Raw genomic sequence first — 26,148 nt, 5'->3', positions numbered from 1 at the left:
AAAAGTGATAATTCCCTATAAATCAAATGAAAAAGCGCGGTCAGATGGACGGGTTAAATTCGACCATGAAACGTATCGAAGAAGAAATGTTGTAGAAAGATGTTTTGGTCGACTCAAAGAGCATCGTGGCATCGCCACCCGTTATGAAAAGACAGCAAGAAATTATATCGCTATGGTGAAATTAGGTTGTATCCGCTTATTTCTTAAGGCCATAATTTAATTGAGGGACATAACCTAGTATATTTTCTGTTTTTTTCACTGTCATTCATCTCATATAATAAATATGTTCTGAAGACTATAACACCATAGAAAAATGATTTCCAAATGGAAATCATTTTCTTGCGAGTGCAGCCAACAATACCCGCTGACTGCCTTGCCGTTCCTGCCTCAACTGACGAACCCGGCTCCCCAGGGCTGATTTGCTGACATTCATCGCCTTAGCAGCTTCCATAATACTGTAATTTTGGTCAAGGAGTGACTGGGCAGATTCCCGTTTGAATTCAGGGATAAAACTTCTTTTCATCATGTCACCTGTTTGATTGTTGAAGTGAAAATATCACCTTTATTACGGTGACCAAAATTACTGTGCCACATCAGTATGGTGACTGTCTTTGTAGATAAAATAATAAAATCCGCGTGAATATAATAAATATCCGGTAAGGATTTTTATTAATAAGCGAATTATTTGTTATAAAATTAAGATCTAAACTATGCTTATAAAGTATATTGGGAAATTATGATCTTTATATTTAATTCCTTTTAATAACGTTGTTGGAATATATTTCTTGATTATATTCAATATAACCAAAAGTTATATTCTATAGAGGAATCAGACATACATTAAACTGTCACATAAGCCAGCCGGTGATTAACTTTGGCATATCGCCGGTTTTAAACGGTTTGACATACGGATGGTAAGAGCACGTGCTTGGAATATGTCTCGTCGCCAACAATCGGGTTAATTGGGCGTATAAGTTTGTTTGGGTAATAGGTGATGAAAGCTTTCAGGTTTCTCTATGTTGTACTTTGCCCCTCCTATTCTATTGTCATTCTATGAAAATATAACCTAACGGTTAATCCATAACATCATGGTTTTCAACCTTTTTTAAATACGGTAATTATTGCTGAACATTTATTTTATTCTCTGATTAGCCAGAAAATATGAATTTGTATAGTGAAATTATAAAGTAATCTGGTATTATAAGTTTTTGCAAATGTAACACCGGTATATTATTGATTTTTACGTGAAGCGGTTAATATTTTTCGTAAATGCTGACAAAAACTGTCACTAGTTTATGAATAATGCTTGTTAGGGGTAATCGTGTTTTTCCGTGAATAGCAATAATATATACCCTATGGATTTCAAGATGCATTGCGACGGCAAGGGAGTGAATCCCCGGGAGCATAGGTAACTATATGACCGGGGTGAGCGAGTGCAGCCAACAAAGAGGCAACTTGGAAGATAACGGGTATAAATAACGATAGGAATAGTTCAGATGAAATATGCCTTTATTACCGGCGCGACAGGAGATATTGGTTTCGCAATTACAGAGAGATTATCTGAGGATGGTTTTGAACCAATATTATTATCGCGTACTCCTGAGCGTCTTGATAGTGCAATTGGCAAACTACGTAATAAATATGGTAGTCAATTTGCAAAGAAAATAGTTTGTGATGTCTCTAATCATGAAGATGTTAAAAAAGCGTTTGACCAACTGGAGCTTGAAGATAATAAGCTGACGGTACTTGTGAATTGCGCTGGCATTTCTGGTGGCGGTATTACTGCTGAAATAAGCCCACGAACTTGGCAAAATGTCATAAACGTTAATTTAAATGGCACTTATTTTGTTATACGTGAAGTTTTGACAAGAAAATTAATGTTATCTGGTGGCAGAATTATCAATATTGCCTCCACCGGCGGGAAACAAGGTGTTATTTATGGTACGCCTTATTCTGCTTCTAAGCATGGTGTTGTTGGCCTGACTAAATCCTTGGGGCTTGAATTAGCACGTAATGGTTCAGGTGTTACAGTTAATGCAGTTTGTCCTGGGTTTGTTGAGAGTGAAATGGCGGAGCGTGTCAGAGAACATTACGCCAAAATTTGGGGCACTGATATAGCAGAAGCGAAAAGAAGAGTAGAAGAGCGTGTTCCTATCGGAAGATATGTTGAACCTAATGAAGTGGCTGAAATGGTTGCTTATCTTGCATCCCCTCTCGCCGGGGCTGTAACCGCTCAAGCACTTAATGTGTGTGGTGGATTAGGTAATTACTAATCATGGACGATATTTCTTTATCATCTGATTTTTTTGATCTTTGGATTATAAAAATCGACGATATTGATTTAGTTTCTATTGAACAGTTAATTCACCGTTCTGATATAGTTCGCCATAACCAAATTTGTTTAGCGGATAGAAGAAAAAAATTTATATTTAGACGGGTTGCGTTACGTTATGTTTTAAATCAATATTTATCTGATTATGAAATCATAACGAATGATAACGGTAAACCTTATATATCCACGGAGAAAGACTTCAAATATTATTTTTCTCTGAGTGCATCAGGAGACTATTGTGCCATCGGTTTTAGCTCAAGGGAAATAGGTGTTGATATTGAAGTCACTCCTTCTAAGATAAAATTTTCTGAAATTATTGAACGTTTTATTAAGGATAAGGAGTTGGAATATATGAAAGGTGTAATGTTAAAACAACTATCAGGAGTGAGTCCCGGATTTAAAAATTATTATCACTTAATGTCATTATACTATTGGGTTAGACTTGAAACATATATTAAATTATTTGCTTCGACTTTACATGAGAAATTATTGGCTAATAACTCTGATTCTGTTAAAGATATGAAAGAATTAGAGGCGAGCACATTATTGATTCATCATCAGCAATTTGTTTGTGCCTTATCTCAAAAGAAGGTAATTTCTACACCAAATATCAAGGAAATAAACTATTCCGACATTATAAGGAACAAAGATGAGTAATATTATTGACTTAAGTGTTCCTATAGATTGTGATTTTTGGGAACCTGAGAAAGTAACCAGGGGAGTCGTTGATCATAAAGAGGGCGCTAATAAATTAGGTGAAAGTTATTTATATTTTCATACCAGTGCATGGTGGAAAAGAGCCTTTATAAAATTATTCAAACGCAAAAAATGGATCATTGATCACAATGATTTTCCTGATGGTATGGGATTATCACTGATGTATTATCAATTGACCACACATACCGGAACGCATATTGATGCTCCCTATCATTATGGGTGGCATAAAGGACAAGATCAGCCAGCAACAATTACTGATATTCCTTTGGATTGGTTTTATAGCCATGGTGTATTACTTGATTTTAGTCATGATAGTCAGTCAATTGATAAACAGTCGGTAGAAAATCAATTAAAGAAAATTAATTATAAAATAAAAGAAAATGATATTGTCCTGATCAATACCGGAGCTGATAAATTCATGGGGGAAAAATCCTATTTTACTCACTATAGAGCGATTGAAAGTAGTGCTGTTCAATGGCTAGTAGAGCAAGGGGTAAAGATTATTGGGACAGATGCATTTAGCTTTGATCGGCCGTTCATAGAGATGATTAACGATTATAAAAAAACGGGGAATAAAGATTGCTTATGGCCGTCTCATTTTATCGGGCGGGATCACCCTTATTTACAGATAGAACGGCTTTGTAATTTAACCAGTATTCCGAAACCTTATGGATTTAAAGTGTGCTGTTTTCCAATAAAATTAGAGAAAGCAGATGCTTCATGGAGTCGAGTGGTCGCAATATTATAATAAATAATAATATGTAATTATATGGTAAGACGGGGAGAATATGAGCAGAAAAGAGATTTCATAGATCATACAATTAAATCTAATGACCAATATACCTGAGCATGCCTTAGATATTGATATTTAAAAGAAAGGGATTAAGGTATAAGTTGTGCATTGCATGATTTAAATCCACAAAAATAAATCACAGTGTAAATTAATGACTAGAGGTGAGTAGATACGCCGTTTGATCGGAAATTCCCATGATCAAGGCGATATATATACCCTATGGATTTCAAGATGTATCGCGACGGCAAGGGAACGAATCCCCGGGAGCATAGATAACTATGTGACCGGGGTGAGTGAGTGCAGCCAACAAAGAGGCAGCTTGAAAGATGACGGGTATAAGATATAAGTTAGCAAAAGATATATTATCTTGGCTATGTTGTTTGGCTATATTGTACTGTGAGAGGGTATGTCGGCTCTATGATAATAAATTTGTCATCTCCTTTCTGGATGATTTTTAAGAATAAATTGAGATGTTAATAAAAAGCTTAATTATTCTATCCATGTGCAGAGCGAAGGGAGTTAACTTAGTTTGGTTTAGACTGGAGTATTCATATTATTCTTGCAGTTTAAATAGATGAAAGAACAGTGAAGAACCAAATAAGTATTTAAATAGAGTGATGATTTGGTGCTTATTTTAAAGAATTTTGGTTAGGAGATGAAAATCAAATATATATGACAAATATGATTTTATAGATAAATAAAGTAGTTTAATATCACTACTTACAGATAATGGTTTTCTTAAATGAAAATGGGTAATTTTTATATTAATAAAACTTGCCTGAGTAAATGTTTATTCTATACCCAATGGATTTCAAGATGGATCACGACGGCAAGGGAGCGAATCCCCGGGAGCATGGATAACTATGTGACCGGGGTGAGCGAGTGCAGCCAACAAAGAGGCAACTTGAAAGATGACGGGTATATTTCTATCGAGATAATTATTGTGATAATAAATAACAGAAATGAATCTCAACCACGTAGAGTTGTGGTGACAGGGCTAGGTGTTGTTGCACCGACAGGTGTTGGCGTTAATGAATTTTGGAACAATATTCATAACGGGAAATCGGGAGTGAGTAAATATGAGTGGGGAAGAGAAAAATTTGGCTTTAAAAGCGGAGCAATAGGACAAGTTTACGGTAGTGATGGCAATAACAAAGAATTTGTTCTGAAAAGTGAGCGTAAATATCTTCAGTTTGCGCTAGAAGCCTCTGAGATGGCAATGCAAGATGCAAACTTAAAACCCTCAGACATTGATGGCCGGCGTTTTGGTGTTGCGATAGCAACAGCGATTGCCGATGCTGCGGGAATGGAAGAGTGTTTACTCAGGATCACTAAAGGGGGCAAAGAGAATATTCACCCTGATTTAATTAAATCAGAAGATTATGACAGCTTTGATTTCAGCTCTGCCGCAACTTCTGTTGCGAAAAAATATGGTGCGTCTATGTCCGTCAGTAACATATCAACCGGATGCGCGGCAGGACTTGATGCATTAGGCATTGCGATGGAGCATATCCGTTATGGCAGAGCGGATATTATGCTGGCTGGCGCAAGTGAAGCGCCACTTTGTCCACTCTCTATCGGCTCTTTTGAAGCTTTAGGGGCACTATCATCAAGAGAGTTGGAAAATCAGCAAGCAGCGACTTGCCCTTTTTCCCTTGAGCGGGATGGATTTGTGATTGCTGAGGGGTGTGGAATATTAATTTTAGAGTCTTATGAACACGCTAAGCAGCGTGGAGCACATATCTATGCTGAATTAGCAGGGTATGCATCCGTCAATAATGCTTATCATATGACTGACTTACCCGCGGATGGAATGGCAATGGCACGATGTATTGATATGGCGTTGAAGGATGCCCAGATATCGCCATCAACGGTAAATTATATTAGTGCTCATGGTAGCTCTACAGCGCAAAATGATATTAACGAATCAAATGCGATTAAGTTTGTTTTGGGAGAAAGTGCATTTGATATTCCAATTAACTCATTAAAGTCAATGACAGGTCATGCTTTAGCTGCCGCTAATGCGATAGAGTCTGTAGCATTATGTCTTGAAATAGAAAAGCAGTATGTTCACCCAACAATTAATTATCAAACGCCGGATCCTAATTGCGATTTAGATTATATTCCTAATCAAGGTTGCTCATATCCAATTAAGACCGCGTTAAAATTATCAAGTGGTTTTTCTGGTATTCACAGTGTTATTGTTATGAGGGCAGTAGACAATGCGTAAAAGAGTTGTCGTTACCGGTGTTGGTGCAATACATCCTGATGGCAATGATGTCACCGCTATAAAATCAAAAGTCATTCAGAAGTTATTGGGCCAAGAATCGAAAAATAATACGACCGCAAGTTCTGTAATAAGAACATTGAGTGATTTCGATGGCGCGAAATATATCAATAACCGCTTAAGACGTAAAATTGATGAATTTTCGGTTTATGGTATCGTCGCCGTTGAAATGGCATTAAAAGCGAGTAGATTGGATGTAGATAAGCTTGATCCTAATCGCGTTGGAATATATGTCGGAAACTGTTTTGGTGGATGGCAACATATTGAGGATGAAGTTAAAGCGCTCCATATTGAAGGCATAAAGGGAATGGGGCCTTATGTTGCCACGGCATGGTTCCCTGCGGCACTTCAAGGGCAATTGTCACTGCTTTATGGTTTTAGTGCGCAATCTAAAACGTTTTCTACCTCCGATGTGGCAGGGATGCAAGCAATAGGCTATGCGGCGGAAGCAATTTCTAATAGTGTTGCGGAAGTGATGTTATGTGGTGCGTCGGAACATCTTTCCAGCCCATTAGTTAAAAATTTATTGGAGAAAGCGTCAAACCAGAAACACTCTGAGGTTTTTGGCGAAAAACGGCCAGGAGATTTTTCGGAGGGCGCTGCATTTCTGGTGCTGGAAGAGAGACAACACGCTTTAGAGCGTGGTGCTTCGATATTGTGTGAATTAACCGGTTTTGTTGATTATTTTGCACCTGATAAAAATACAAGAAATAATACCTTAGAATATACCGCTGAACTATTCAACCATAATGATAATGCTGTATTTATTATGGATGGAATATATGATGATGAAAAAGAAATAACGAGTAAGGCTTTCTCAAATAAAGAGATAAAAACATCATTTATAAATCTGAGGCCTTATTTGAATAATCAATTTTCAGTCAGTGGCGTGATTGATTCAGTCCTGGCGTCATCATTCTTGTCAGAAAGTCATGGGGATGGGGAACAACAATCTAATAAAATTAATGAGTTTTCAAATGCTAACCAAATAATAATTCAGCGTTTCAGTAACCAAGGTCATGTATGTGCGTTGAGTTTTTCAGCTATTTAATCTCTAAAATATGTAATTACGCGAGGAAAAATATATGAATAATAATCCAGAAGTAAGAATAAAAACAATTTTGTCTCTTTTTCTTAACATTAATATTGATGATTTCAATATGGATGCAAACCTTGCTGATGCCTATGATATGGATTCCACGGAATTAGCTGATTTGGCAAAAGAGATTGAGAAAGAGTTCGGTATTTCCGTGACGAAAAGTCAATTCAGTCATTGGGAAACAGGAAGAGCGGTTCTTGATTTCGTCTCATCAAGTTTAAACGATAAAAATTAACTGCTAATTAAAGGGAAACAGAAATGAAACTAATCTCTATGTTGTTACATTCAGGGCGTGATAACTTACATCATGATTGTATTATCACTAAGGATTATCACTATACAAGAAAAGAGGTAATATCTTCTGTTTCCCATTTAATTGATGATTTACTTAGTCGAGGAGTTAAAAAAGGTAATAAAGTCATTGTTATATTTGAACATGATGAATTAGGTATTTTCTTTTTAGCCGCGGCTAGTGCTATGGGGCTGCATTTATTAATGCCCTATAATTTATCATCAGCGACAATCGATGAATGGATTAATTTTACCAATGAAGTGCAATACGATTTTGTGGTTTACCTTAAAAAAGATAAACATTTTGTTGGAAGATTAAAAGAAAACGACATTAATGTGATTGATATTTCAGATCATAAGATCCGGGTCAGTGATGGTATCGCGGAAACCCCAATAATAACTTATTCTCCGCAATCTATTGCTAACTTTATTGTCCTGTTCACCAGTGGAAGTACAGGTAAACCGAAAGCCATTAGTATTTCAGAATCATTAGTATGTCGACGAATTTATTCGGTGACAGAGAAATTAAAATTTACTCAAGATGCTAAAATATTCATGTCAGGTTTGTTGAATAATACAACGGGAGTGATTTTTTCTTTCGGTTCATTATTACATCAATCAACACTTTTTATACCGGAAGACAGAAATGTAGAGAGATGGCCTGATTATCTTTCTCTCAATAAAATAACTCATATTATGTTACGCCCAGAATCGATGAAGTTATTCGTTAAATCAACCGCAGAACATAATATCGATCTCTCTGACTTACAGGTTGTTGCTTATGGTGCCGCAGCTATGCCGCCTAGCGTACTGGAGAAAGGGCGTCAATTAATTGGCTGTGAATGGATGCAGGGATATGGGTTAAGTGAAACTTATGGTCCTTTCTGTTGGGTAGATGAGCAAGATCATCGTGATAAAAGATATCTCAATTCAATTTATTGTGTTGGCAAAATTGATAATACATTGGAGGTAGCGGTTAAACCTATTATAGGCTCATCTGATGATATTGGAGAAATTATAATAAGGGGTGAAAGTATTATGGAGGGATATTATGACGTCCTTTCTGGAGAAATAACGCCTCCTGATGAGTGGTTTGCCACCGGTGATCTCGGTTATATAGATGAAGAGGGGTATTTAATTTTAAAAGGACGTAAGCAAAATACTTTTATGAGTGCTAACGGACATAGAATTTATCCTGAAGAAGTTGAATCTATTTTATCCCGGATACCCAATGTGAATGTGGCTACGGTTGTTGGTTTTTCTTTCCATGAAAATGGTGTTGCTATTGATCAACCGGTTGCCTGTATGAGTGGCGAGATATCGAAGAAATCATTACCTGAAATTGAAGATATTATTTCATCATTTTTAAGTCGTAAATTAAGTCGGGAAAAGTGGCCGGACTGGTTCTATGTTACTGATGAATACTTTCCAAAGAGCCATAATGATAAAATATTGAAAGCAGAGTTAATTAAGTCAATCGATCCTAGAAAACTATTTACATTGAGGAATCAATAATGAATTATGTAGAATCACATTCAATTATTTGTAATGCTCAGATGGAAAATGTATATCAAATCATTTTAAATTCTGACAAATGGCCGGAAATATTTGAGCCTTGCCAGGAAGTAAAAGCTCTCTTTAGGGATAACGAGGGTGAAAAAATAGAGGTCAAAGCTTTACTTAATGGTATTTTAATGCAATGGGAATCAAATCGTAAATTTTATCCAGAAACATTCAGTATAAAATCAAAACTGAATCCCCCAATGACATTAGTTAAAGAAATGGAAACGTCATGGCGCGTGGTTAAAATCAATTCTCAGCAATGTGTGCTGTTGTTGGAGCATTTATATGATCTTGAGTCTGAAATAGCCGGGTTAATTGATGGTGTTGAAACAATAGAGCAGGCGCACCAATTTATTAGTAAAGCTATTGATACTAATTCAGTTAAAGAGCTCAATAATATAAAAAATATCGTCGAATCAACAGAAGGCGTGGGAAAAGTATTAAAAGGAACGATTACTCACTCAGTCGTATGTGAGGCACCGGCACAGCAGGTTTATACTTTGGTTAAAGATGTCTCTTGTTGGACAGATATTTTTTCATTCTGTGATGGTGCAGAAGTTTTAAAGAGATCAGGTAACGAAGAATTGGTTGAAATCAAAGCAAAACAAAATAATAAAGCAGTAAGTTGGCAAACGCAGCGATATTATTTTGATACTATTTACCGGATTGATTATGTTATGCCTACACCGATGCCATTATTAAAAACAATGAATGGCAGATGGCAAATCATTCCTATTAATGATCAACGCTGTATTCTAACAGTACAAAGGAACTGGGGTTTATTAGAAGATGTCAGTGGTATCGTTGATGGTGTTGATAATCATGACCAGGCTAATTCCTTTATTATCTCATTTATCAATGATAATACTCGAATGGAGATGGATAGTATAAAAAGCCAGGTAGAAAGTCATAAAAAATCAAATTTATTAACTTTTACTGCGGGATATTATATTCCTCACCAGGTTGATGATGTTTATAAGATCTTTTTAAATATCGATGACTGGAGCAAGATATTACCGCATTGTGATTCAGTAAAAGTTATTTATAATGATAATAAACATCAAGAATTTAATATGGAAGTATCAACACCAAATGGAAATGAGACTTTCCGTAGTATACGATTCTGTGATGCGGATAATTTATTGATTGAATATTTTCAACCAGAGCCGCCTTTAGTATTAAAGTCCCATAGTGGCTCATGGCGTATATTAAGTAAAGGAAGTGGTTCGTTCATTGTTTCTAGTCATGATGTTGAGTTAAATCATGATTTATGTGCAGTTAAATTTGGTACGGAAGATAAAGTGAAACAACAAGCGATAGTAAAAAATGCTATTTCAGAAAATAGTGAGAAAATGGTTTTTGCCTGCAAAGAGTGGTTAGACACTCGTATTTAGTAAATCAAAGGAAAATAAGATGAATAATAAAAATAAACCCAATAGAATTTCGCCAGAACTTCTTGCTACTTGTGGTTATTTTATGCCAAGACTATTTTTCCTAAATTCTCAATATGCTCCCCAAGTTCATTGGGGAGATGTTGTTGCGGCATTGAGTCATTTTCCGGTGGGAAACTTAGACTTATCCTCTGAAGAGTTTTGGTATGAATGGATGATTAATTGGTCAAAAGTGGGTGATAGCTATATTAATATCGCTAACTCGGCTAAGAGTGAAGTCAGTCATGTTCGTGCTTTGAGGAGTGCCGCTGCCTGTTATCATTGGGCAGAATTTATGTATTTTAGTGATAAGAGTAGAAAGATACAGCTCAGAGAGTATATTCGTTCATGTTTTTTATCTAGTATAAAATATAGTGATTTGCTGGTTGAGCACCAATATATTGTCGTCGATAAATTTCATATGCCGTTCTTCCTTATATTCCCTAAAGGGTATAAAGAAGAAGAGAATCATCCTTTGCCTTGTGTTATTTTATCCAATGGATTGGATTCAATGACTGAAATTGAAATATTATCTTTGGCCGAGTTTTTCTTAGGGAAAAATATGGCGGTAGCTATATTTGATGGACCAGGACAGGGAATAAATCTTGGAAAATCGCCAATAGCTATCGATATGGAATTATATGTTAGTTCTATAGTTAAATTATTAGAAGATGATACCAGAATTAATAGTAATCTTCTTTGTTTCTTAGGAATTAGTTTTGGTGGTTATTTTGCTCTACGCGTTGCGCAGAGAATTGGCGATAAATTTTGTTGTATCGTCAATTTATCCGGTGGGCCTGAAATAGCAGAGTTTGATAAGTTGCCAAGAAGGCTTAAAGAAGATTTCCAGTTTGCATTTATGCAAGATAATAGTCGTATGCAGTCTATTTTTGACGAAATTAAATTGGATATCTCTTTACCTTGTAAAACCAAGATTTTTACTGTTCATGGTGAGTTAGATGATATATTTCCGATCGATAAAGTGAAAAAATTAGATCAATTATGGGGTGATAATCATAAGTTATTATGTTATGAATCAGAGGCTCATGTTTGCTTAAATAAAATAAACGAATATATGATACAAGTTTCAGATTGGGTTAGTGAACAATTTTGGCTAAATGGCTATAAAAAAGGCTAACTTGAAAGATAACAGGTATATACCCTATGGATTTCAAGATGCATCGCGACGGCAAGGGAGCGAATCCCCGGGAGCATAGCGAACTATGTGACCGGGGTGAGTGAGTGCGGCCAACAAAGAGGCAACTTGAAAGATGACGGGTATAACTGCCTATTCCATTAGAACTCATTATTGTGGACTATTATTTTGTAAGTTAATAGTGAATGTAGACAGCATGCAAGAATCATTGTGTATATATAGTATATGAGAATGAGTTGCATTTCTTCTTATTTGAGATGTACTAACATGTATTTAAAAGTTAACATTTTTGTTTAAGTATTGTCTTGGTTCACTCTTTTTATAAAAAATGGGAAACGAAATAGTCTAATGGGATGGGCGTTAAATAGGGTTAAAGTATGAACATCAGGCTGTGAATAACTGTTCTTATATAGAGTTATAAAATTTTCACAGATTCATTAGATTATCCAGATGATTATTATGGACAGAAAAAATAATTATCAAATCTAAAACATAAAGTTATTAACCAACTGAGGTATTGTTATGGGTAAATATTGGTTTTGCCTTTATCTTTATTAAACACAATAGTGTGCTTATGTAATATTATCGTTTGATATTAATAATCTTATATTAAAAATAAATTAAAGATAAGCTAGGGATTATTTATCTTGTCTAAAGAAATTTATTTTTTCAACAGAAGTTAAGGTTAGACCTATTTGGGTATACCCTATGGATTTCAAGATGGATCGCGACGGCAAGGGAGTGAATCCCCGGGAGTATAGGTAACTATGTGACCGGGGTGAGCGAGTGCAGCCAACAAAGAGGCAACTTGAAAGATGACGGGTATATGCCTTTTAGTTCCGCGGCTCTTTTACATTAGTAATAAAATCAAAACATCTTCCCAGGCATTACGAAGTGATATGCCAGAATAATAAGGCCATACTTTTTCTGCTGAGGTATTAACTGGCAATATGAGAATTGACTTTAATATTTGTGTTTTCTTATATCATTAATACATAGTAAGTTTACTTATGATAAGTTATCTTGTTGTGTGTGAATTTTATTTTTTGTATTAATTAACAGTATATTAAACTTTTAAATGTTTGCGCTATGTATGATGTTCGACACTTACTTCAACCTTGTTTCGGTGTAATGCATCGAATATTTACTCTTGACAGAGTTTGGTAATTATGTAAGACGGCAATAGTATTTTCGTCAATCCTGACAATTGATGGCTATATTAAATATAGGATTTCGAGTTGATGGTTTTATAGAGAAATCTCGACATTGTTCCATGATAGATAATTAAGAATAAATAGTTATACCCTATGGATTTCAAGATGTATCGCGACGGCAAGGGAGCGAATCCCCGGGAGCATAGCGAACTATGCGACCGGGGTGAGTGAGTGCAGCCAACAAAGAGGCAACTTGAAGGATGACAGGTATATATTGGGTAACTGGCTAGTAACTCAATACTATTTATTCAGTAAAGCCTTTCCTATTTGATTTTTATTAAAATGAGGAGTACGGAAATGTCAAGAACCGAAAGACTTATAGTATTATTGCAATACTTGAGACAAAGAAGGTATCCTGTCAGTGGTAAATTACTCGCTAGTGATTTAAATGTAAGCTTGCGCACGCTTTATCGAGATATTGCTTTATTAAATAGTCAGGGGGCAAATATAGAGGGTGAACCCGGTTTGGGCTATATATTACGGCCCGGCTTCATGTTACCTCCTTTAATGTTTACGATGGATGAAATTGATGCCTTAGTTTTGGGCAATAAATGGGTTATTGAACAGAATGATGTTGTTTTGTCTAAGTCTGCTCATAGCTTTATATCTAAGATTGCCGCGGTATTGCCTGAAGAACAGCGTGATCAGCTATATTATTCGCCAATGTTTGTAAAAACAGAAGGTTACAGCAAAGTTACAAATAATAACTTAATGTTATCTGATATCAGAAGAGCGATATACCATAAATCAAAAATAGTGATAACTTTTCTTGATTTAAATAATACACATACTGTGAAGACGACCTGTCCACTGTCGGTCTTTTTCAATAATGAATTCTTTTTAGTTTCTTGGTGTGAATTCAGTCATAATTTTCTTAAGTTACAAGTAGGAAAAATAGAGAAACTGGAAGTATTGTCTGAAAGATATATACAAGATAGAATATTATTACTAAAAAAATGGAGTGAGAAAGAGGGATTGTCTGATAATAATTTATCCTAAGTAAATGATTACGAATGAGTAATTTATATGGGTATTTATCCTATACATGTTTAATTGTTCTTTCTATTAAGTATATAGTTTCAAATATAGAGTAAATTCTGATGATTATCTGGACTTTCTGCTGAGGGTTCGAAAAGTTTAGTGATTTTATTGGGTTTGCTAAAATTCGGTTTTGTTTGCTAAAAATTAGGGGCGAGCCCCTTAAAGAATCGAGTGGACAAGAACGATTATTAGGAAAAATCCGCCCTAGAGTGCCGATTGTGAATGGTAGGATAAATCACTTAATTTGGTAATCTGGGGCAACGAACAACATAGGCGAGCTTGTGATTGAGGATAATAAGGTTCAAGAATTTTCCCAGGGTAAGATTTTAATTCGATTAAACAAAGATCGTGATGCCATCACGATCTTTGTTTTGTCGACTTGCGAGCTTGTCTTTATGTAAGAGTGCTATCGATATTTTCCACATGATGCATTTTTCTTACATAAATAATGAAGTGGAAGAAAAGCTACCATTTCCATGCATCCGGGCTGGTGCCAGTAGGTAATACACTAATGCCAAAATCGCTAATCACAACAGCGACATAGATATCATTGTCATAACAATTTAATTGATATGTTCTCCCTTTTGCCGTCCATTGCCAATAATCATTTTTCCAACTTTCTGGATAGAATTCTTGGATAAGTGAAGCGGTTGCTGGATGTAACCCATCAACATTGAGAGTGCTCGTATTTCCAGAACTGCTCCAAATCACATCACCGATTAAGTTTTCATTGGTAAGATTAATAACGAAAAAATAATGATTATTAATTCCAAGCATTTCACCTTTTTCTTTTTCCTCAGTTTCTCTCATCTTCAACTCCTGGTTAATGGATAAAATGGATGATTATTATAGAAATAATAATAGTTTCTCTGATATTTCTATTTTTATTGTGATAAATGCAATAGCCTAACTAATAATTACCGTAGGAATATAACCATGATAAATATATTTTTATTTGATATTGTTTTGTTTGGATGATTTTTATTGATCTGTTAGTTACAGTATTTTATTACTATTCTGGATGGTTTGTTGCCTATGAAATAATTGCATTTATGAATAGTAATCAGACCATCATGAATGTTTTACATGAATATTAAGTGAAGGTTAATTGTACATTGGAAAATGGTTTGACTTGATGATGTTGAAATTCATGGAGTTACTGTTGGTTCGTCAGCCATCGGTTGTGCGAAATTTACATTGATAATATCGAAGAAATAAGAGATGCTATCTCTCTTTTTATATATTTTTTAACAGTTTGTCATCTTATTTTTTTATTCATGGCAAACATGGTAGGAATGGCATAATCAATATGTCTACGCCTGATTCTGTAATGGGAAAGAATATTTTTAATATTCTTTCCCTGGATGAAGTTATTACGCTACAGAGTATCTACGTGTCATTTTTCTGTAATTTTCTACTTTTCCTGTCATGACATTTTCTATACCGGACAATATTCCAGAACAATTATGACAAGCAGGGAAGTCTTGATTTGTTGCACCAACGAGTCGTTGTGTGAATATGTAGGTCTGACTCAAATGACTTGATAGATTTCCTCCATTTTTAGAAAATTCAGTGACCATATAATTTAAGGCTTGTACTTCAGCATGCAGGCCCGCAATACCTGCCATTTTAGGTAAAATGTTTTTGTTTTCCTTAATATGTGCTTTGATCCTCTGTTCAATCAGAGGATGTAATTCAATGTCCGATGATTTATATGCATCTTTTACACCAGATATAAATTTTTCTATATCAGTAACACGATAGCTGCCAAGATCCATATTTGGCCTCCAACGTTTGGAAGTTTGAAGTGTATTGGGGTGGTATTGTTCGAAACCGGGCTTCGCTTTTTCGCTGATAAGTTGCACACCAGGGAAGGTGTTTTTTGCACCTAAGCTACCACTCAGATTTAAAAATTTATCTTTATAGGTAGTATCATGCATAATACCCGCATGGGCAGCATATCCTTTTAGTTTTGCGTTTGTGAACGTCATTTCTTGGGATGTTTTTATTCTCTGTTTTTGTTTCTGTTTTACTTCCTTTGATATTTTCGCATCTTGCTCTTGTTGCTTCATTCCCTCTATTTTTTGCTCATTTCTTTCTGTTTCTTTTAATATTTCACCGGTGCTTTTAGTAAAATATTTGTATCTCTGCTCAACTCTTGGATTTTGTTTATACAAAAGTGGCGAAATGTCAGGTTTGTTTTGCGCAATGGCTAGATCAAGCCAGTCTAAACTTGAGAGCCCCATATTATCCGCAAGCGTAACTGGGTTATTCATCACCATACAATAGAGATTTAATCCATCAATAGTACCGGCCGGGTCCGCACTTAGCCATCTTCCCACCCACGGTTGATAATACCGATAGCCGTAATAATAGAGTCCGGTGGCATCCCGCTCTTTACCAGAATACCGGATCGTTTTGTAACTGGCTTCTGTCTGGTTTCTTGCGGCCCAGAGCGCTGTACCGCCAAATGGATAGTACTCTTCTTGACTGATAATTTGCCCATCACTATCTAGCTCAAGCTGGCTGGAGCCAATGAGATTGTCATAACTGTAACGTACCTGATTATTGTTGATATTTTCCGGTTTGCCGCTTTCCCAATGTAGAACTCGCACTTGCGCACGACCCGCTTCACCCACTGTAATAATCTGCAACTCTTCCGTTGTGGTAGCACCGTTTTGGGTTGTACGTAGTTCCAGTCCTGACAGGTAAACGACTCGTTGTTGCCGGAGGATATTCTGCATTTGCTGTTCACTGACTTTTAACAGCCGCATCCCGTCGTTGCCATAGCGATACCACTCTATGTCGCTGCCACTGTCGGTGTGGTTATCCCGTTTTACCGGTGTCATCTGTTGTAGTTCACCTCGTGCATTCCAGTTTAGGTTTTGTCCCGGTAGTAATGTCTCCTGATGACCACCTGCCTGAAACAACGCATCCACTTTGGTCGGGTCAGTGGTTAAGGTATTCAGTACCGCACGGTTGCTGCGGTTCGAGACGGTTATGTCTGTGGTGTAGTTGTTTTGGCTCGCGGATGAGCTATGCCGGATTTGGGTCAGGTTGCCACCACGGTCATAGGCATAAGTACGGGTGTAATTGGTATAAGTGTTGTTATCGGAAGGTAGTGCTGTAGAGGGGAGATTCTGATTCTGCTGGCCGATATTCGCCATTTAGCGCCCTGTTGCGCTAATAAGCTGATACAGGGAATCGTAGGTATAGATATTCTCTGGAACCATTTTCTGATTGCGCCAGAAGCGGGTCGCTTCTGCATCGTTACGGAGACTGATTATGTTGCCAACCGGATCATATTCATAACGTAAGTCTTGCAAAGCCTTGCTATCGGTTGAACGACGGGTTGTGATGCTCATCAGTCGCTGGGTTTCCGGCTCGTAAGTATATTCGGTGATGATACCGTTACCGTGTTCTTCGCGTAGTTTTTGTCCTGCGGCTGAATAGGTTAGGGATTTAATGATAATCTGCTCTTTTTGGCCTTTTACCGTTAGCCAGCTTCCTTTCAATTGTCCGGCTACATTATAGGCCAGATGCTGGATGTTTCCTTTGGCATCGGTTTGTGTCAACAGAGTGCCGGTAGCATCCGTCTTGTTTTCGGTGGTGTATACATCACTACTTAATTTCTTATCCCAGATCTTTTTATCATCCCCGAACCAATCTGCTTCTTGACCATCAACCAGTAGCTGACGGGATTGTGATGAAGCCGCTCCGGTCAGGGAAACTCGATTCAGTTGGGTCGCTCCTGCTGTATCGTAGTGATGTACACACTGACCAGCAAGATTTTGGTCTTTTTCTGCCGATGTGTTTCCAGCCCAGATGAGACGTTCGGTGATATGGGATGCCCTTTCCTCTGGCTCTTGTTCGGTTACGGATAACAGATGACCGGGCAGAGAGTTGTCTTCATATTGTCGGGTCTGCTTGACACCCGTTGCAGTTACAGTCAGGACAAGACGGTTTTCAATATCATGAAGAGTGACAGTATTACCCGCATCGACACTCTCTGTACGTAGGACGTTGCCCGTTAAATCATACTGCCAGAGAAAATTGGGTTTTACCGAGCTATCTTTCTGCCAGGCGTCATACAGGCGTGGGTCAATACTTTGGTGCAGGTGTCCGAGAACATCATACTGATGACGGGTGATACGGATATCACTATTTTTTTCTGCGGTAGCTCGGTGATAACGGATTTCACGGACATCCAGCCCACGGTTATCGTGAACAGTGATAGTGGGAGTGTGTTGGTAAATTTTGGGGTCAAAGTTGTTCATAATTTCCCTCTTTGTGGTGTTAACTCATTGTGGTGTTAAATAATTTTTTATCTGCACAGCAGCGAATGAATGTTAAGTTCCATTTCTCCATATAATGAGGATAACCTTTCTATTGAGATACTAGCGGTATGCAAGATTTCAGGAGATAAACAGGAATAATCTCATTCAGAAGTATGCTGCTCAAAGGTGCTGCTACAACCGAATAACAGTAGCAAGTATAGGTAGAGGAGTACAAGTATCGTAGAAAACAGCGTTAGCATCTATTGCTATCGTTTATGGCTGTAATAGGTGAGTTTTTCAATAAAGGAGAAGTAACCTATCTTTATTTAACATACAGTTATGTACCGGTGGAGTGTTTACGGGAAGTACAGTTATCTGTTATAGATGTGAGTTATTTTATTGGCTAAATAATTTTTGATGTTCGTCCATATACGAAACTCGGATTAGTTAGTCTGGCGTCAATTAATGACGCCAGGTAAATCGGATATATCAGATTATTGTGTTAAGCAGATATTCCAATCAGTATCACTGATTTAAACTTCATTTGTACGTCCCTTGCGTTGGAATAAATCTATAGGGTATATTGTTCTTATTACGGTATCGTAAGACACTTTCAGTGATTATTATCTGGCTGTTTGTTGAGTTTCTTAAATAGAAAATTAATTAAAATGAAGAAGCCAGATTTTAATTTGTATGAGGTTTATATTGCATTTATATTTAATTTATATATGAGATAAAATAATAAATTTGGTAAATAATGTAATTATTACATAGGTTAATATTTAAATACATTATGAGTTAGATATTAGTTAATTTACTATTGTTATTTTAATAAAATAAATAATATTATATTGTGATTCTTGGTTAAGTTGTAAAATAAAATATTGGTTTTGGGAATTATAAATATAAATGTTATATTTTTAGTATTATAAATGGAAATTTCAGGTAAAATTAAGTGTTATATTTTGTATATTTTAGATATTTACAAAATAAAAACTTTTGGTTTTTTATTGAAATATCATTATATATAATATTGCTTATTGGCAATTCTTATTTTGATTGTTATTGAAATATTTTATTCTTCCCAGGAGTTATAATGGTTGATAAAGAAATATTAACATGAATGATTAGTAAGATAGGTAAATTAATTATATAAAAGCAAATTTCTATCATGGGTATAGAAATGTGTTTTTTATTTTTAACTTTTTGATGGTTTTACTTCAAGTTTAGAGACTTTACCTGTTGGGAAATTGACAAGAATAAAGAAATAACGTTGTTGATTATTATACTATTCCCTATGGATTTCAAGATGGATCGCGACGGTAAGGGAGCGAATCCCCGGGAGCATAGATAACGATGTGACCGCGGTGAATGAGTGCAGCCAACAAAGAAGCAACTTGAAAGATGACGGGTATAAATATTAATTGCGTAAATATCATGGAGATTTCAGTATCCTATTTGTTTTTCAAATGTTAAATATTGACTATAAATTCATATTTGATGAGTGATTATAGACTTTTTCAGCTGTTATTTACGCATAAATAATGATGTCCAAATTCGTTGATAAGGTTATTAAATATAAATTTTTTATTACATTAGTGTTTATTAATTCATAATTGTTATGTTTTTATTATTTTTATTACAAGGAATTAACAAAATTAAATGTGAGTTTTACCAGAACGGTGACCTGTTTTTATTTGGTTAAGGCGTTGTATTCAACATGTCATTATTTTTTCTTCGGCGGAATTGATTTGCCGGAGGTTGAAATAACGTACCTATTATTTTAAGGGAGTAAATGCCCTTTTTTCTTTAATTTCTGGAGACGACTTTTGACCTCTCTTGCTTATGTTGACGCCCTTTGCGCGCTTGATCATCCTTATCGGGTCGATAGCGTTTGCGACCAATTATTTGATGCTGCCATGCGTGAGTTGACGCTGTATCACTGTGAAAATACTCCCGGTTATTCTCAGTGGTTGAAGGCTAACGGTCTGGAAGTGGAAAGACTGGAGAAACTGGACGATTGGTCGCGTTTGCCGCCTATTTTCGCTAATTATTTCAAACGCCAGTTGTTGCTCAGTACTACGGGTAGGAATGCATTGGAGCTGACCTCTTCTGGGACAACCGGCCAAAAGAGCCGTATGCGTTACGATGCACGTAGTATGCGTGCAGCTCAAAATATGGTTGAACGGATTTTCGAGTATTACGGTTGGAATACGCCGCAGCAGCCCTGCAATTACTTGCTGCTAAGCTATGAGCCTGCCGGTACGGTGACGTTGGGAACCGCGTATACCGATCAGTATCTGTGCAAGTATGCACCGGTAAACCAAGCCTGTTATGCACTGCGCCACAACGGAAAAAGCAATGAGTTTGATCCTTTTGGTGTGATCCGATCCTTACAAGAATTTGCGGCACAAGGGCTGCCGGTGCGTATCTTGGGCTTTCCGGCATTCTTGTGGTTCACACTGGAGCGGATGCAGGAAATGGGGTTGCCGCCGGTGCAGTTGCATCCTGAATCACTGGTCTTTTTAGGTGGCGGTTGGAAAACGTACGCTGATAAAGCCATTCCAAAATCCTTACTGTATCAGCGTTTGGGGGAACAACTGGGTATTCCTGACGAGCGGTGCCGGGATGGTTACGGTTCGGTGGAGCATCCGGTGCCTTATGTTGAGTGCCGAAATCACCATTTTCATGTGCCGGCCTATGCCCGAACCTATGTCCGCGATACCGCTAACATGGCGGTTCAACCCTATGGTAAGCCAGGTTTTCTGCATCTGGTATCACCTTATATCACTTCCAGCCCGGCACACAGTATTGTGGTGAGCGATTTGGCGGTGCTGCATCCCGCTGCTGAATGTGGTTGTGAGTTAGCTACCGATTGGTTTGAGTTACTGGGTCGTGCCGGTACCAGTAAAAGCCGTAGTTGTGCGATTGCCGCTTCTGAGTTGATAAAGGAGTCCTGAAATGTATTTAGTGAATGGTAAGGTTATCTCTGACTTGGAGCCCGCTAGCGTATTGGCGGAACTGAAAGGTAATTTGGCTGAGACGCTGGCTTGTCCCCCAAGTGTACAACAGGTATTGGCGTGTGCTGAGCGCTTCGTTGATGATCTCGATAATGTTGCTGTTAAGCTTGGGCTGGATACCGCTGCTCTCACCGCGTTACGCCACTTCTGTCATCGCGATTCTTTAGAGGCAAAGTTGCGGCACGAACTGGGAGAACAACCCTTTTCTCTGCGTCGTTTTGACTATACACAGCCCCGTTTTGAAACTTGGCAACCATTGGGATTGGTGGTGCATATTACGCCGGCCAACGCGCCTTTACTGCCATTTATGGCCGTGTTAGAGAGCTTGCTAGTGGGTAATGTTAACTGGTTACGTCCTAGTAGCAGCGACCACGGCCTTAATGCGCAGATACTGGCTGAATTCCTACGTCATGACCTGAGCGGCACGTTGGCACCTTATATATCTGTGTTGCCTTTGCCGTCTGATCAATTATCAGAATTATTGTCGTGTGCTGATGCCGTATCCGCCTGGGGTAGCAATAGCGCCCTGACCGCTATTCGTAGCCAATTACGGCCCGGTTGCCGTTGGATAGATTGGGGACATCGTATCAGTTTTGCTTATTTGGACCCGATGGTCGCCAGTGATGCTGATTACGATGCATTGGCTGATGATGTTTGCCGTTTTGACCAACAAGCGTGTTCCAGTCCACAGTGTTTGTTGGTCGATAGCACTGACGAGAACGTCTTACGACAGGTGGTTAGTGCCGTGGCCGCCGCACTGGCACGACGTGCGTCAGTATGGCCAGCCTTACAGCCAGATATACAGGAAGCGGCGGAAATCAGCAGTCAGATGGCATTCTTACAGTTGGATCACACTTTTGCTGATCTCTGCGGCTCAGTAGAAAAGGGCAATGGTTGGCGGGTAGCCTGGATACAGCGTCAAGAACTTGCTCCATCACCTCTGTTCCGTACTTTGCAAGTTCGTCCGGCGCCACGTGCACAATTGGTCGAGATTTTGTTGCCGTGGCGCACCTATTTGCAGAGTTGTGCTTTGATAGCTAAAGAAAAAGAGCTGCCGATGTTGAGTCGTCAGTTGTTAGCCGCCGGGGTTAGTCGGATATGTCAGGCAGGTACGATGCACGATGGCTATGAGGGGGAGCCTCATGATGGTGTTTACGCATTGACTCGGCTGGCTCGACGTGTCTCCGTCAGTTTGAAAGCTGAACAACTACCAGGCCATGTCGCATTAGATAAAGGGTCGGCCAATCCGCCGGAACTGGCAGGGATTCCAGTGATGGATAAAGCAACGTTTCAGAACGGCGGCGTGACGGCAAAAGCACAGGTGTTTTTCCGCAGCGGTGGTAGTAGCGGCGAGCCAAAGCTGGCGGGTTTCAGCCATCGAGATTATCACAGTCAAATGCAGGCCGCGGCAGATGGTTTGTTCGCTGCTGGTCTGGAGCCATCCCAAGACCGGGTAATGAATTTGTTTTATGGCAGTAACTTGTATGGCGGTTTGATGAGTTTCTTCACTGTGCTGGATAAATTATCCGTGCCGCATTACCCGATGGGCGGCCCGATAGACGATGATTTTAGCCAAATCAGGCACTTTATTGTCACTCAGGGAATCAATACGCTGGCGGGAATGTCAAGCACTATCCACCGATTGTTTGAATGTGAAGAGGCTGCGTTGCGCGCCTATGGTGGGATACGCAAAATTTTTACTGGCGGTGAGCATATTGGTGAAGAGCGACGTCGGTTTTTATCCAGTTTTGGTGTACAGATAATTCGCTCGGCGATTTACGGTTCCGTGGATGCCGGTCCGTTAGGTCATGCTTGTGCTTGTTGCCAAGAGGGGGAGTTCCATCTGTTATCTGATATTCAATGGCTGGAAATCTTGGCTCTTGATAGTGATCAGCCTGTTCCGACAGGGGAAAGTGGTCGACTGGTGTTTACCCCTCTGGCGCGGGAAGGGCAGGTGGTCCAGCGTTATGATATAGGTGACTTAGGTTATTGGCTGCCAGATCTCTGCGACTGCGGGTTACCAACGCCGCGGTTTAAACTGGAAGGCCGTCATGGTGCGTTATTACGGGTAGGTTCTATTTTTTTGAACCCAACCGAATTATCAGCCGGGCTACCGTTTCCGGTGCAGTGGTTGGTAGGGAACAACTCCAGTGGTTGTGATTATATCCATATATTAGCCGACGGAGATGCTGATCAGATACGTATGCATCTGTTGCAACATAGGATGCTGAACCAAGTCGTCAGTGGTGGATTGCTTCAATTGGAAGTTATCCCGACACCTGTTGGGCAGTTCCATCGTCACCCGCAAAGTGGCAAAACGCCGCTGGTGCTGGATAGCCGATTCTGAGACCAATAATACTACTTTTTGGGTAAATCATGACACTATCATTACACGATCTGGTTGAATACGCCCGCGATCATGCGCCTTTTTTTAAGGATCTTTATCGTGATCTGCCTCGATCCGGTTGGGCGCTAACTGATCTACCATTGATCAATCCTGATGACTATTGGCAGCAATCGCAATCGCTGGAAAACTGGCCGGTGTTAACCGGCCCTGTTAACGGTGGTCATGTTTTTAAAACCGGTGGCTCTACCAGTGATGGTCGATTGTCGGTATTCAGTTGTAGCGAATGGCGTGCTTTCGTGCGCGCATTTGGTCAAGGGCTTGCACAGCAATTACAGCCCGGTGACCGCGTTGCTAATCTGTTTGTAGCTGGTGATTTGTATACCAGTTTATTGTTTATTCACGGTGCGTTGTCCTATTCACCAGTGCCGGTAGTGGAGTATCCGTTTACCTGGTCAGTTGATGATCGGGCGCTGGCCGATGCGATTGTCAGCTTGGGAATTAATGTTCTGGCCGGCGTGACGGCGCAGCTATTACGTTTTGCCAGTACCTTGCAGCAGTGCGGCCAGTCTATTCCCGGCATTGATCGTCTGTTGTACGGCGGTGAAAGCCTGTTTCCAGAGCAATTGACACTATTGAGTCAGGTATTTCCTAATGCGCGTATTGGTTCAGTTGGTTGTGCCAGCGTAGATGCGGGCCTCATTGGGGCGGCGTCTCCCGATTGCTGTTACGGCGAGCATCGGGTTTTTGATACGGATACCATTGTTGAAATTATTGACGAATCCAATGGTCAGCCGATTACGGTGCCCGGCCAAAATGGCCTGTTGGTTGTGACCAATCTGCAACGACGCTTGATGCCAGTTATCCGCTATCCTACCGGTGACATGGCCTGTTGGTGTGAAGAGTCAGGGCAGCCGAGTCGCAAATTCGCTTTGCAGGGGCGAGCGGGCAGCGCTCACCGAGTGCGAGTTTTCTCGCTATCCATTTTTCCTGACCATATTGCGCGTTTACTGCAACAGCAAGAGGGCATACTGGCTTGGCAGTTATTGCTGAGCCGTCAGGGTGGCATGGATAAGATAGAACTCTTGTTAGCGGGCGATTCATCACTGGCGTCATCGACAACATCAGTGCATCAGACATTGTTGGCGGCACAACCCGCGATGGCAAAGTTATGTGATCAGGGATTTTTGCATGTGGAAGTCACTTACTGCGCTTTGGAAAATATGGTCACTCATCCACGCTCCGGTAAATTAATGCGGGTGGTTGATCATCGTGGTTATGGTGCTGAAGAGAAGGCAGCATGAGCATGAATCTAGGAATACCATTAGTTCGATTATTCCGGGAAGAGGATTCTACCGGTATTAGTGCGTTATTTCGGGTTGTTTACGGCGAAGATTATGTTTACCCGGAAGTCTATTTACCTACCATGCTTGGCCGTTATAACGCGGCAAAACAGTGGTATTCCGCTGTTGCGGTACAGGATGGACACGTGTTGGGGCATGCCGCACTGTGGCGGGATGAACACTGCTCATTAAGCGCTGAACTGGCGTTGATCGCAGTACATCCACAGGCACGTGGGCAGGGTATTGCTACCGCGCTTGGACGATACTTGTGTGATCAGGCTAAGAAAATGGGGTTAAGTATCCTCACAATTAAGCAAGTGTCGTCGCATAACCATAGTCAGCGTCTGGCCCAAAATCTGGGGTTTCACACCACGGGATTGCTGCCGGACTATGTAACATCACCGTTTGATCAGGCACGCCCGGAAAGCATAGTACTGGGTTGTTTACCTTTACAAAGCTGGCCGTTTCCAGAGTTACATTGGCCTTCCGGTTGGCAACTGTGGTTGACATCGGTGACTCAAGTGTTTGGTCAAGAGCCTCTGCAACCGGAGGAGTTGGCTGATGCAGATATCCGTATAACCAATCATGGACGTCGGTTGGAAGTGTGGATAGAAAAGCAGACAACCGAGCGGGTAAAAGAGGTGGCAGAGTTACCGGCACACAAACTGATATACGTGAGATTGCCGGTAGGGGAAGGGACGCTTCAGGCAATGGAAATTTTGCAGCAGGCGGGATTTGCCTGTACAGGGTTTGTGCCCGGTCATCATCACCATTGGGAAGCTTTACTGGTTCGAGGACATAGTAGGAAAGAGTTGACCTTAGATTGTCAGTTTGCTCGTCGTTTGCACCAACAAAGCATGTTTGCTTGTGCAGGCGCATAGCCCACCTGCGATTATCAGAGGTAATCTGGTAAAGCCCATCAAAGCTTGAATAGTTTTGCAGATTTTTGACAAAGTGTTGGTCTTTTGGTCAGCACTTTGAACGGATAGTGGTTAACAGTTTGACCATAATTTGAAAAAATCTACGGTGTATTTCTGCCAACTTGGCACTGCTTCTTAAATTCTCACTTTTGATAATTAATTGTATTAAAATTATTGCAAAATCTAAATTTCAGAATATTCCTATATATTTTTAAGTGAAATTCATTGCACCATTGTGATCGCTGATTAATCCATAAGTGGCAAAAGCATGATGATGATTTTAATCAGATTCACTCTTCATGCTGTAAATCAATGGAGAAG

18 protein-coding genes and 3 pseudogenes are annotated in these 26,148 nt (G+C 39.2%); 16 read left to right on the top strand and 5 right to left on the bottom strand.

The window, feature by feature from the left end; genetic code table 11:
- A partial coding sequence (locus tag CKY02_RS15905; protein WP_146747461.1) for a transposase occupies positions 1-220 on the top strand: 220 nt, incomplete at its 5' end.
- A 150-nt stretch (positions 221-370) separates the two neighbouring features.
- On the opposite strand, the pseudogene CKY02_RS15900 reads toward CKY02_RS15905, so the two are convergent.
- Positions 371-526 (bottom strand): annotated as a pseudogene (locus CKY02_RS15900) (transposase); the annotation flags it as partial.
- Positions 527-1,496: 970 nt separating this feature from the next.
- Here CKY02_RS15900 and CKY02_RS15895 point away from each other — a divergent pair.
- The 11 genes from CKY02_RS15895 (at position 1,497) to CKY02_RS15850 (ending at position 13,881) form a co-directional block, all read left to right on the top strand.
- Entirely contained in the window at positions 1,497-2,273 is a 777-nt protein-coding gene (locus CKY02_RS15895) for an SDR family oxidoreductase (RefSeq protein WP_112896052.1), read from the top strand.
- A 2-nt stretch (positions 2,274-2,275) separates the two neighbouring features.
- Positions 2,276-2,989: a 4'-phosphopantetheinyl transferase family protein gene (locus CKY02_RS15890; RefSeq protein ID WP_112896051.1), complete on the top strand. Its 714-nt coding sequence runs from the start codon at positions 2,276-2,278 to the stop codon at positions 2,987-2,989.
- Positions 2,982-3,797 carry a cyclase family protein gene (locus CKY02_RS15885; RefSeq protein WP_112896050.1) on the top strand — a complete coding sequence of 272 codons (816 nt, stop codon included), beginning with the start codon at positions 2,982-2,984 and terminating at the stop codon, positions 3,795-3,797. The genes CKY02_RS15890 and CKY02_RS15885 overlap by 8 nt, the downstream gene beginning before the upstream one ends.
- A gap of 223 nt (positions 3,798-4,020) precedes the next feature.
- Complete coding sequence (locus CKY02_RS24765) at positions 4,021-4,188, top strand: hypothetical protein (RefSeq protein ID WP_162120368.1); 168 nt, start codon at positions 4,021-4,023, stop codon at positions 4,186-4,188.
- Between the two features lie 396 nt (positions 4,189-4,584).
- Positions 4,585-6,072, top strand: coding sequence for a beta-ketoacyl-[acyl-carrier-protein] synthase family protein (locus tag CKY02_RS15880; RefSeq protein ID WP_146747460.1), 1,488 nt, complete (start codon positions 4,585-4,587; stop codon positions 6,070-6,072).
- A complete protein-coding gene (locus CKY02_RS15875) occupies positions 6,065-7,180 on the top strand; it encodes a beta-ketoacyl synthase N-terminal-like domain-containing protein (protein WP_112896048.1) in 1,116 nt (371 codons plus the stop codon). The genes CKY02_RS15880 and CKY02_RS15875 overlap by 8 nt, the downstream gene beginning before the upstream one ends.
- 34 nt (positions 7,181-7,214) lie before the next feature.
- Positions 7,215-7,463: an acyl carrier protein gene (locus CKY02_RS15870; RefSeq protein WP_112896047.1), complete on the top strand. Its 249-nt coding sequence runs from the start codon at positions 7,215-7,217 to the stop codon at positions 7,461-7,463.
- Between the two features lie 23 nt (positions 7,464-7,486).
- On the top strand, positions 7,487-9,034 hold the full coding sequence (locus tag CKY02_RS15865; protein WP_112896046.1) for a class I adenylate-forming enzyme family protein: 1,548 nt from the start codon (positions 7,487-7,489) through the stop codon (positions 9,032-9,034).
- Complete coding sequence (locus CKY02_RS15860; protein ID WP_112896045.1) at positions 9,034-10,476, top strand: SRPBCC family protein; 1,443 nt, start codon at positions 9,034-9,036, stop codon at positions 10,474-10,476. Before CKY02_RS15865 ends, CKY02_RS15860 begins: the two co-directional genes overlap by 1 nt.
- Before the next feature lie 19 nt (positions 10,477-10,495).
- Positions 10,496-11,650, top strand: coding sequence for an alpha/beta hydrolase family protein (locus CKY02_RS15855; RefSeq protein ID WP_112896044.1), 1,155 nt, complete (start codon positions 10,496-10,498; stop codon positions 11,648-11,650).
- Between the two features lie 1,529 nt (positions 11,651-13,179).
- Positions 13,180-13,881: a helix-turn-helix transcriptional regulator gene (locus tag CKY02_RS15850; RefSeq protein WP_162120370.1), complete on the top strand. Its 702-nt coding sequence runs from the start codon at positions 13,180-13,182 to the stop codon at positions 13,879-13,881.
- Positions 13,882-14,388: 507 nt separating this feature from the next.
- On the opposite strand, the gene CKY02_RS15845 is transcribed toward CKY02_RS15850, so the two are convergent.
- The 4 genes and pseudogenes from CKY02_RS15845 to CKY02_RS26355 form a co-directional block, all read right to left on the bottom strand.
- A complete protein-coding gene (locus CKY02_RS15845) occupies positions 14,389-14,733 on the bottom strand; it encodes a hypothetical protein (protein ID WP_112896042.1) in 345 nt (114 codons plus the stop codon).
- Positions 14,734-15,296: 563 nt separating this feature from the next.
- Positions 15,297-15,647: pseudogene (locus CKY02_RS26750) on the bottom strand (YwqJ-related putative deaminase); the annotation flags it as partial.
- 510 nt (positions 15,648-16,157) lie between these two features.
- Positions 16,158-18,200: pseudogene (locus CKY02_RS15840) on the bottom strand (RHS repeat-associated core domain-containing protein); the annotation flags it as partial.
- 1,304 nt (positions 18,201-19,504) lie between these two features.
- Positions 19,505-19,639: a hypothetical protein gene (locus CKY02_RS26355; RefSeq protein ID WP_275658223.1), complete on the bottom strand. Its 135-nt coding sequence runs from the start codon at positions 19,637-19,639 to the stop codon at positions 19,505-19,507.
- Between the two features lie 390 nt (positions 19,640-20,029).
- On the opposite strand from CKY02_RS26355, the gene CKY02_RS15835 reads away from it, so the two are divergent.
- The 4 genes from CKY02_RS15835 to CKY02_RS15820 are packed head-to-tail and all read left to right on the top strand — an operon-like array spanning position 20,030 to position 25,788.
- Positions 20,030-21,160: a LuxE/PaaK family acyltransferase gene (locus CKY02_RS15835; protein ID WP_112896041.1), complete on the top strand. Its 1,131-nt coding sequence runs from the start codon at positions 20,030-20,032 to the stop codon at positions 21,158-21,160.
- Position 21,161: 1 nt separating this feature from the next.
- Positions 21,162-23,567 (top strand): acyl-CoA reductase, encoded by a 2,406-nt coding sequence (locus CKY02_RS15830; RefSeq protein ID WP_112896040.1) that lies wholly within the window; start codon positions 21,162-21,164, stop codon positions 23,565-23,567.
- A 29-nt stretch (positions 23,568-23,596) separates the two neighbouring features.
- On the top strand, positions 23,597-24,868 hold the full coding sequence (locus CKY02_RS15825; protein ID WP_112896039.1) for a phenylacetate--CoA ligase family protein: 1,272 nt from the start codon (positions 23,597-23,599) through the stop codon (positions 24,866-24,868).
- A complete protein-coding gene (locus CKY02_RS15820) occupies positions 24,865-25,788 on the top strand; it encodes a GNAT family N-acetyltransferase (RefSeq protein WP_112896038.1) in 924 nt (307 codons plus the stop codon). Before CKY02_RS15825 ends, CKY02_RS15820 begins: the two co-directional genes overlap by 4 nt.
- The last annotated feature ends 360 nt before the right edge of the window (positions 25,789-26,148 follow it).

The organism is Photorhabdus bodei (genome assembly GCF_003287735.1).
In the GTDB taxonomy this organism is placed as follows: Bacteria; Pseudomonadota; Gammaproteobacteria; order Enterobacterales; family Enterobacteriaceae; genus Photorhabdus; species Photorhabdus kayaii.
Note: the sequence above shows the minus strand (reverse complement) of the source record. Positions and strands in the feature narration are given on the sequence as shown.

Coding starts and splice junctions, on each gene's coding strand:
- CKY02_RS15860 (WP_112896045.1), top strand. CDS start 9,034: ATGAATTATGTAGAATCACATTCAATTATTTGTAATGCTCAGATGGAA.
- CKY02_RS15880 (WP_146747460.1), top strand. CDS start 4,585: ATGAAAATGGGTAATTTTTATATTAATAAAACTTGCCTGAGTAAATGT.
- CKY02_RS15820 (WP_112896038.1), top strand. CDS start 24,865: ATGAGCATGAATCTAGGAATACCATTAGTTCGATTATTCCGGGAAGAG.
- CKY02_RS26355 (WP_275658223.1), bottom strand. CDS start 19,639: ATGATATTTACGCAATTAATATTTATACCCGTCATCTTTCAAGTTGCT.
- CKY02_RS15895 (WP_112896052.1), top strand. CDS start 1,497: ATGAAATATGCCTTTATTACCGGCGCGACAGGAGATATTGGTTTCGCA.
- CKY02_RS15885 (WP_112896050.1), top strand. CDS start 2,982: ATGAGTAATATTATTGACTTAAGTGTTCCTATAGATTGTGATTTTTGG.
- CKY02_RS15845 (WP_112896042.1), bottom strand. CDS start 14,733: ATGAGAGAAACTGAGGAAAAAGAAAAAGGTGAAATGCTTGGAATTAAT.
- CKY02_RS15865 (WP_112896046.1), top strand. CDS start 7,487: ATGAAACTAATCTCTATGTTGTTACATTCAGGGCGTGATAACTTACAT.
- CKY02_RS15830 (WP_112896040.1), top strand. CDS start 21,162: ATGTATTTAGTGAATGGTAAGGTTATCTCTGACTTGGAGCCCGCTAGC.
- CKY02_RS15850 (WP_162120370.1), top strand. CDS start 13,180: ATGTCAAGAACCGAAAGACTTATAGTATTATTGCAATACTTGAGACAA.
- CKY02_RS15870 (WP_112896047.1), top strand. CDS start 7,215: ATGAATAATAATCCAGAAGTAAGAATAAAAACAATTTTGTCTCTTTTT.
- CKY02_RS15855 (WP_112896044.1), top strand. CDS start 10,496: ATGAATAATAAAAATAAACCCAATAGAATTTCGCCAGAACTTCTTGCT.
- CKY02_RS15825 (WP_112896039.1), top strand. CDS start 23,597: ATGACACTATCATTACACGATCTGGTTGAATACGCCCGCGATCATGCG.
- CKY02_RS15875 (WP_112896048.1), top strand. CDS start 6,065: ATGCGTAAAAGAGTTGTCGTTACCGGTGTTGGTGCAATACATCCTGAT.
- CKY02_RS15890 (WP_112896051.1), top strand. CDS start 2,276: ATGGACGATATTTCTTTATCATCTGATTTTTTTGATCTTTGGATTATA.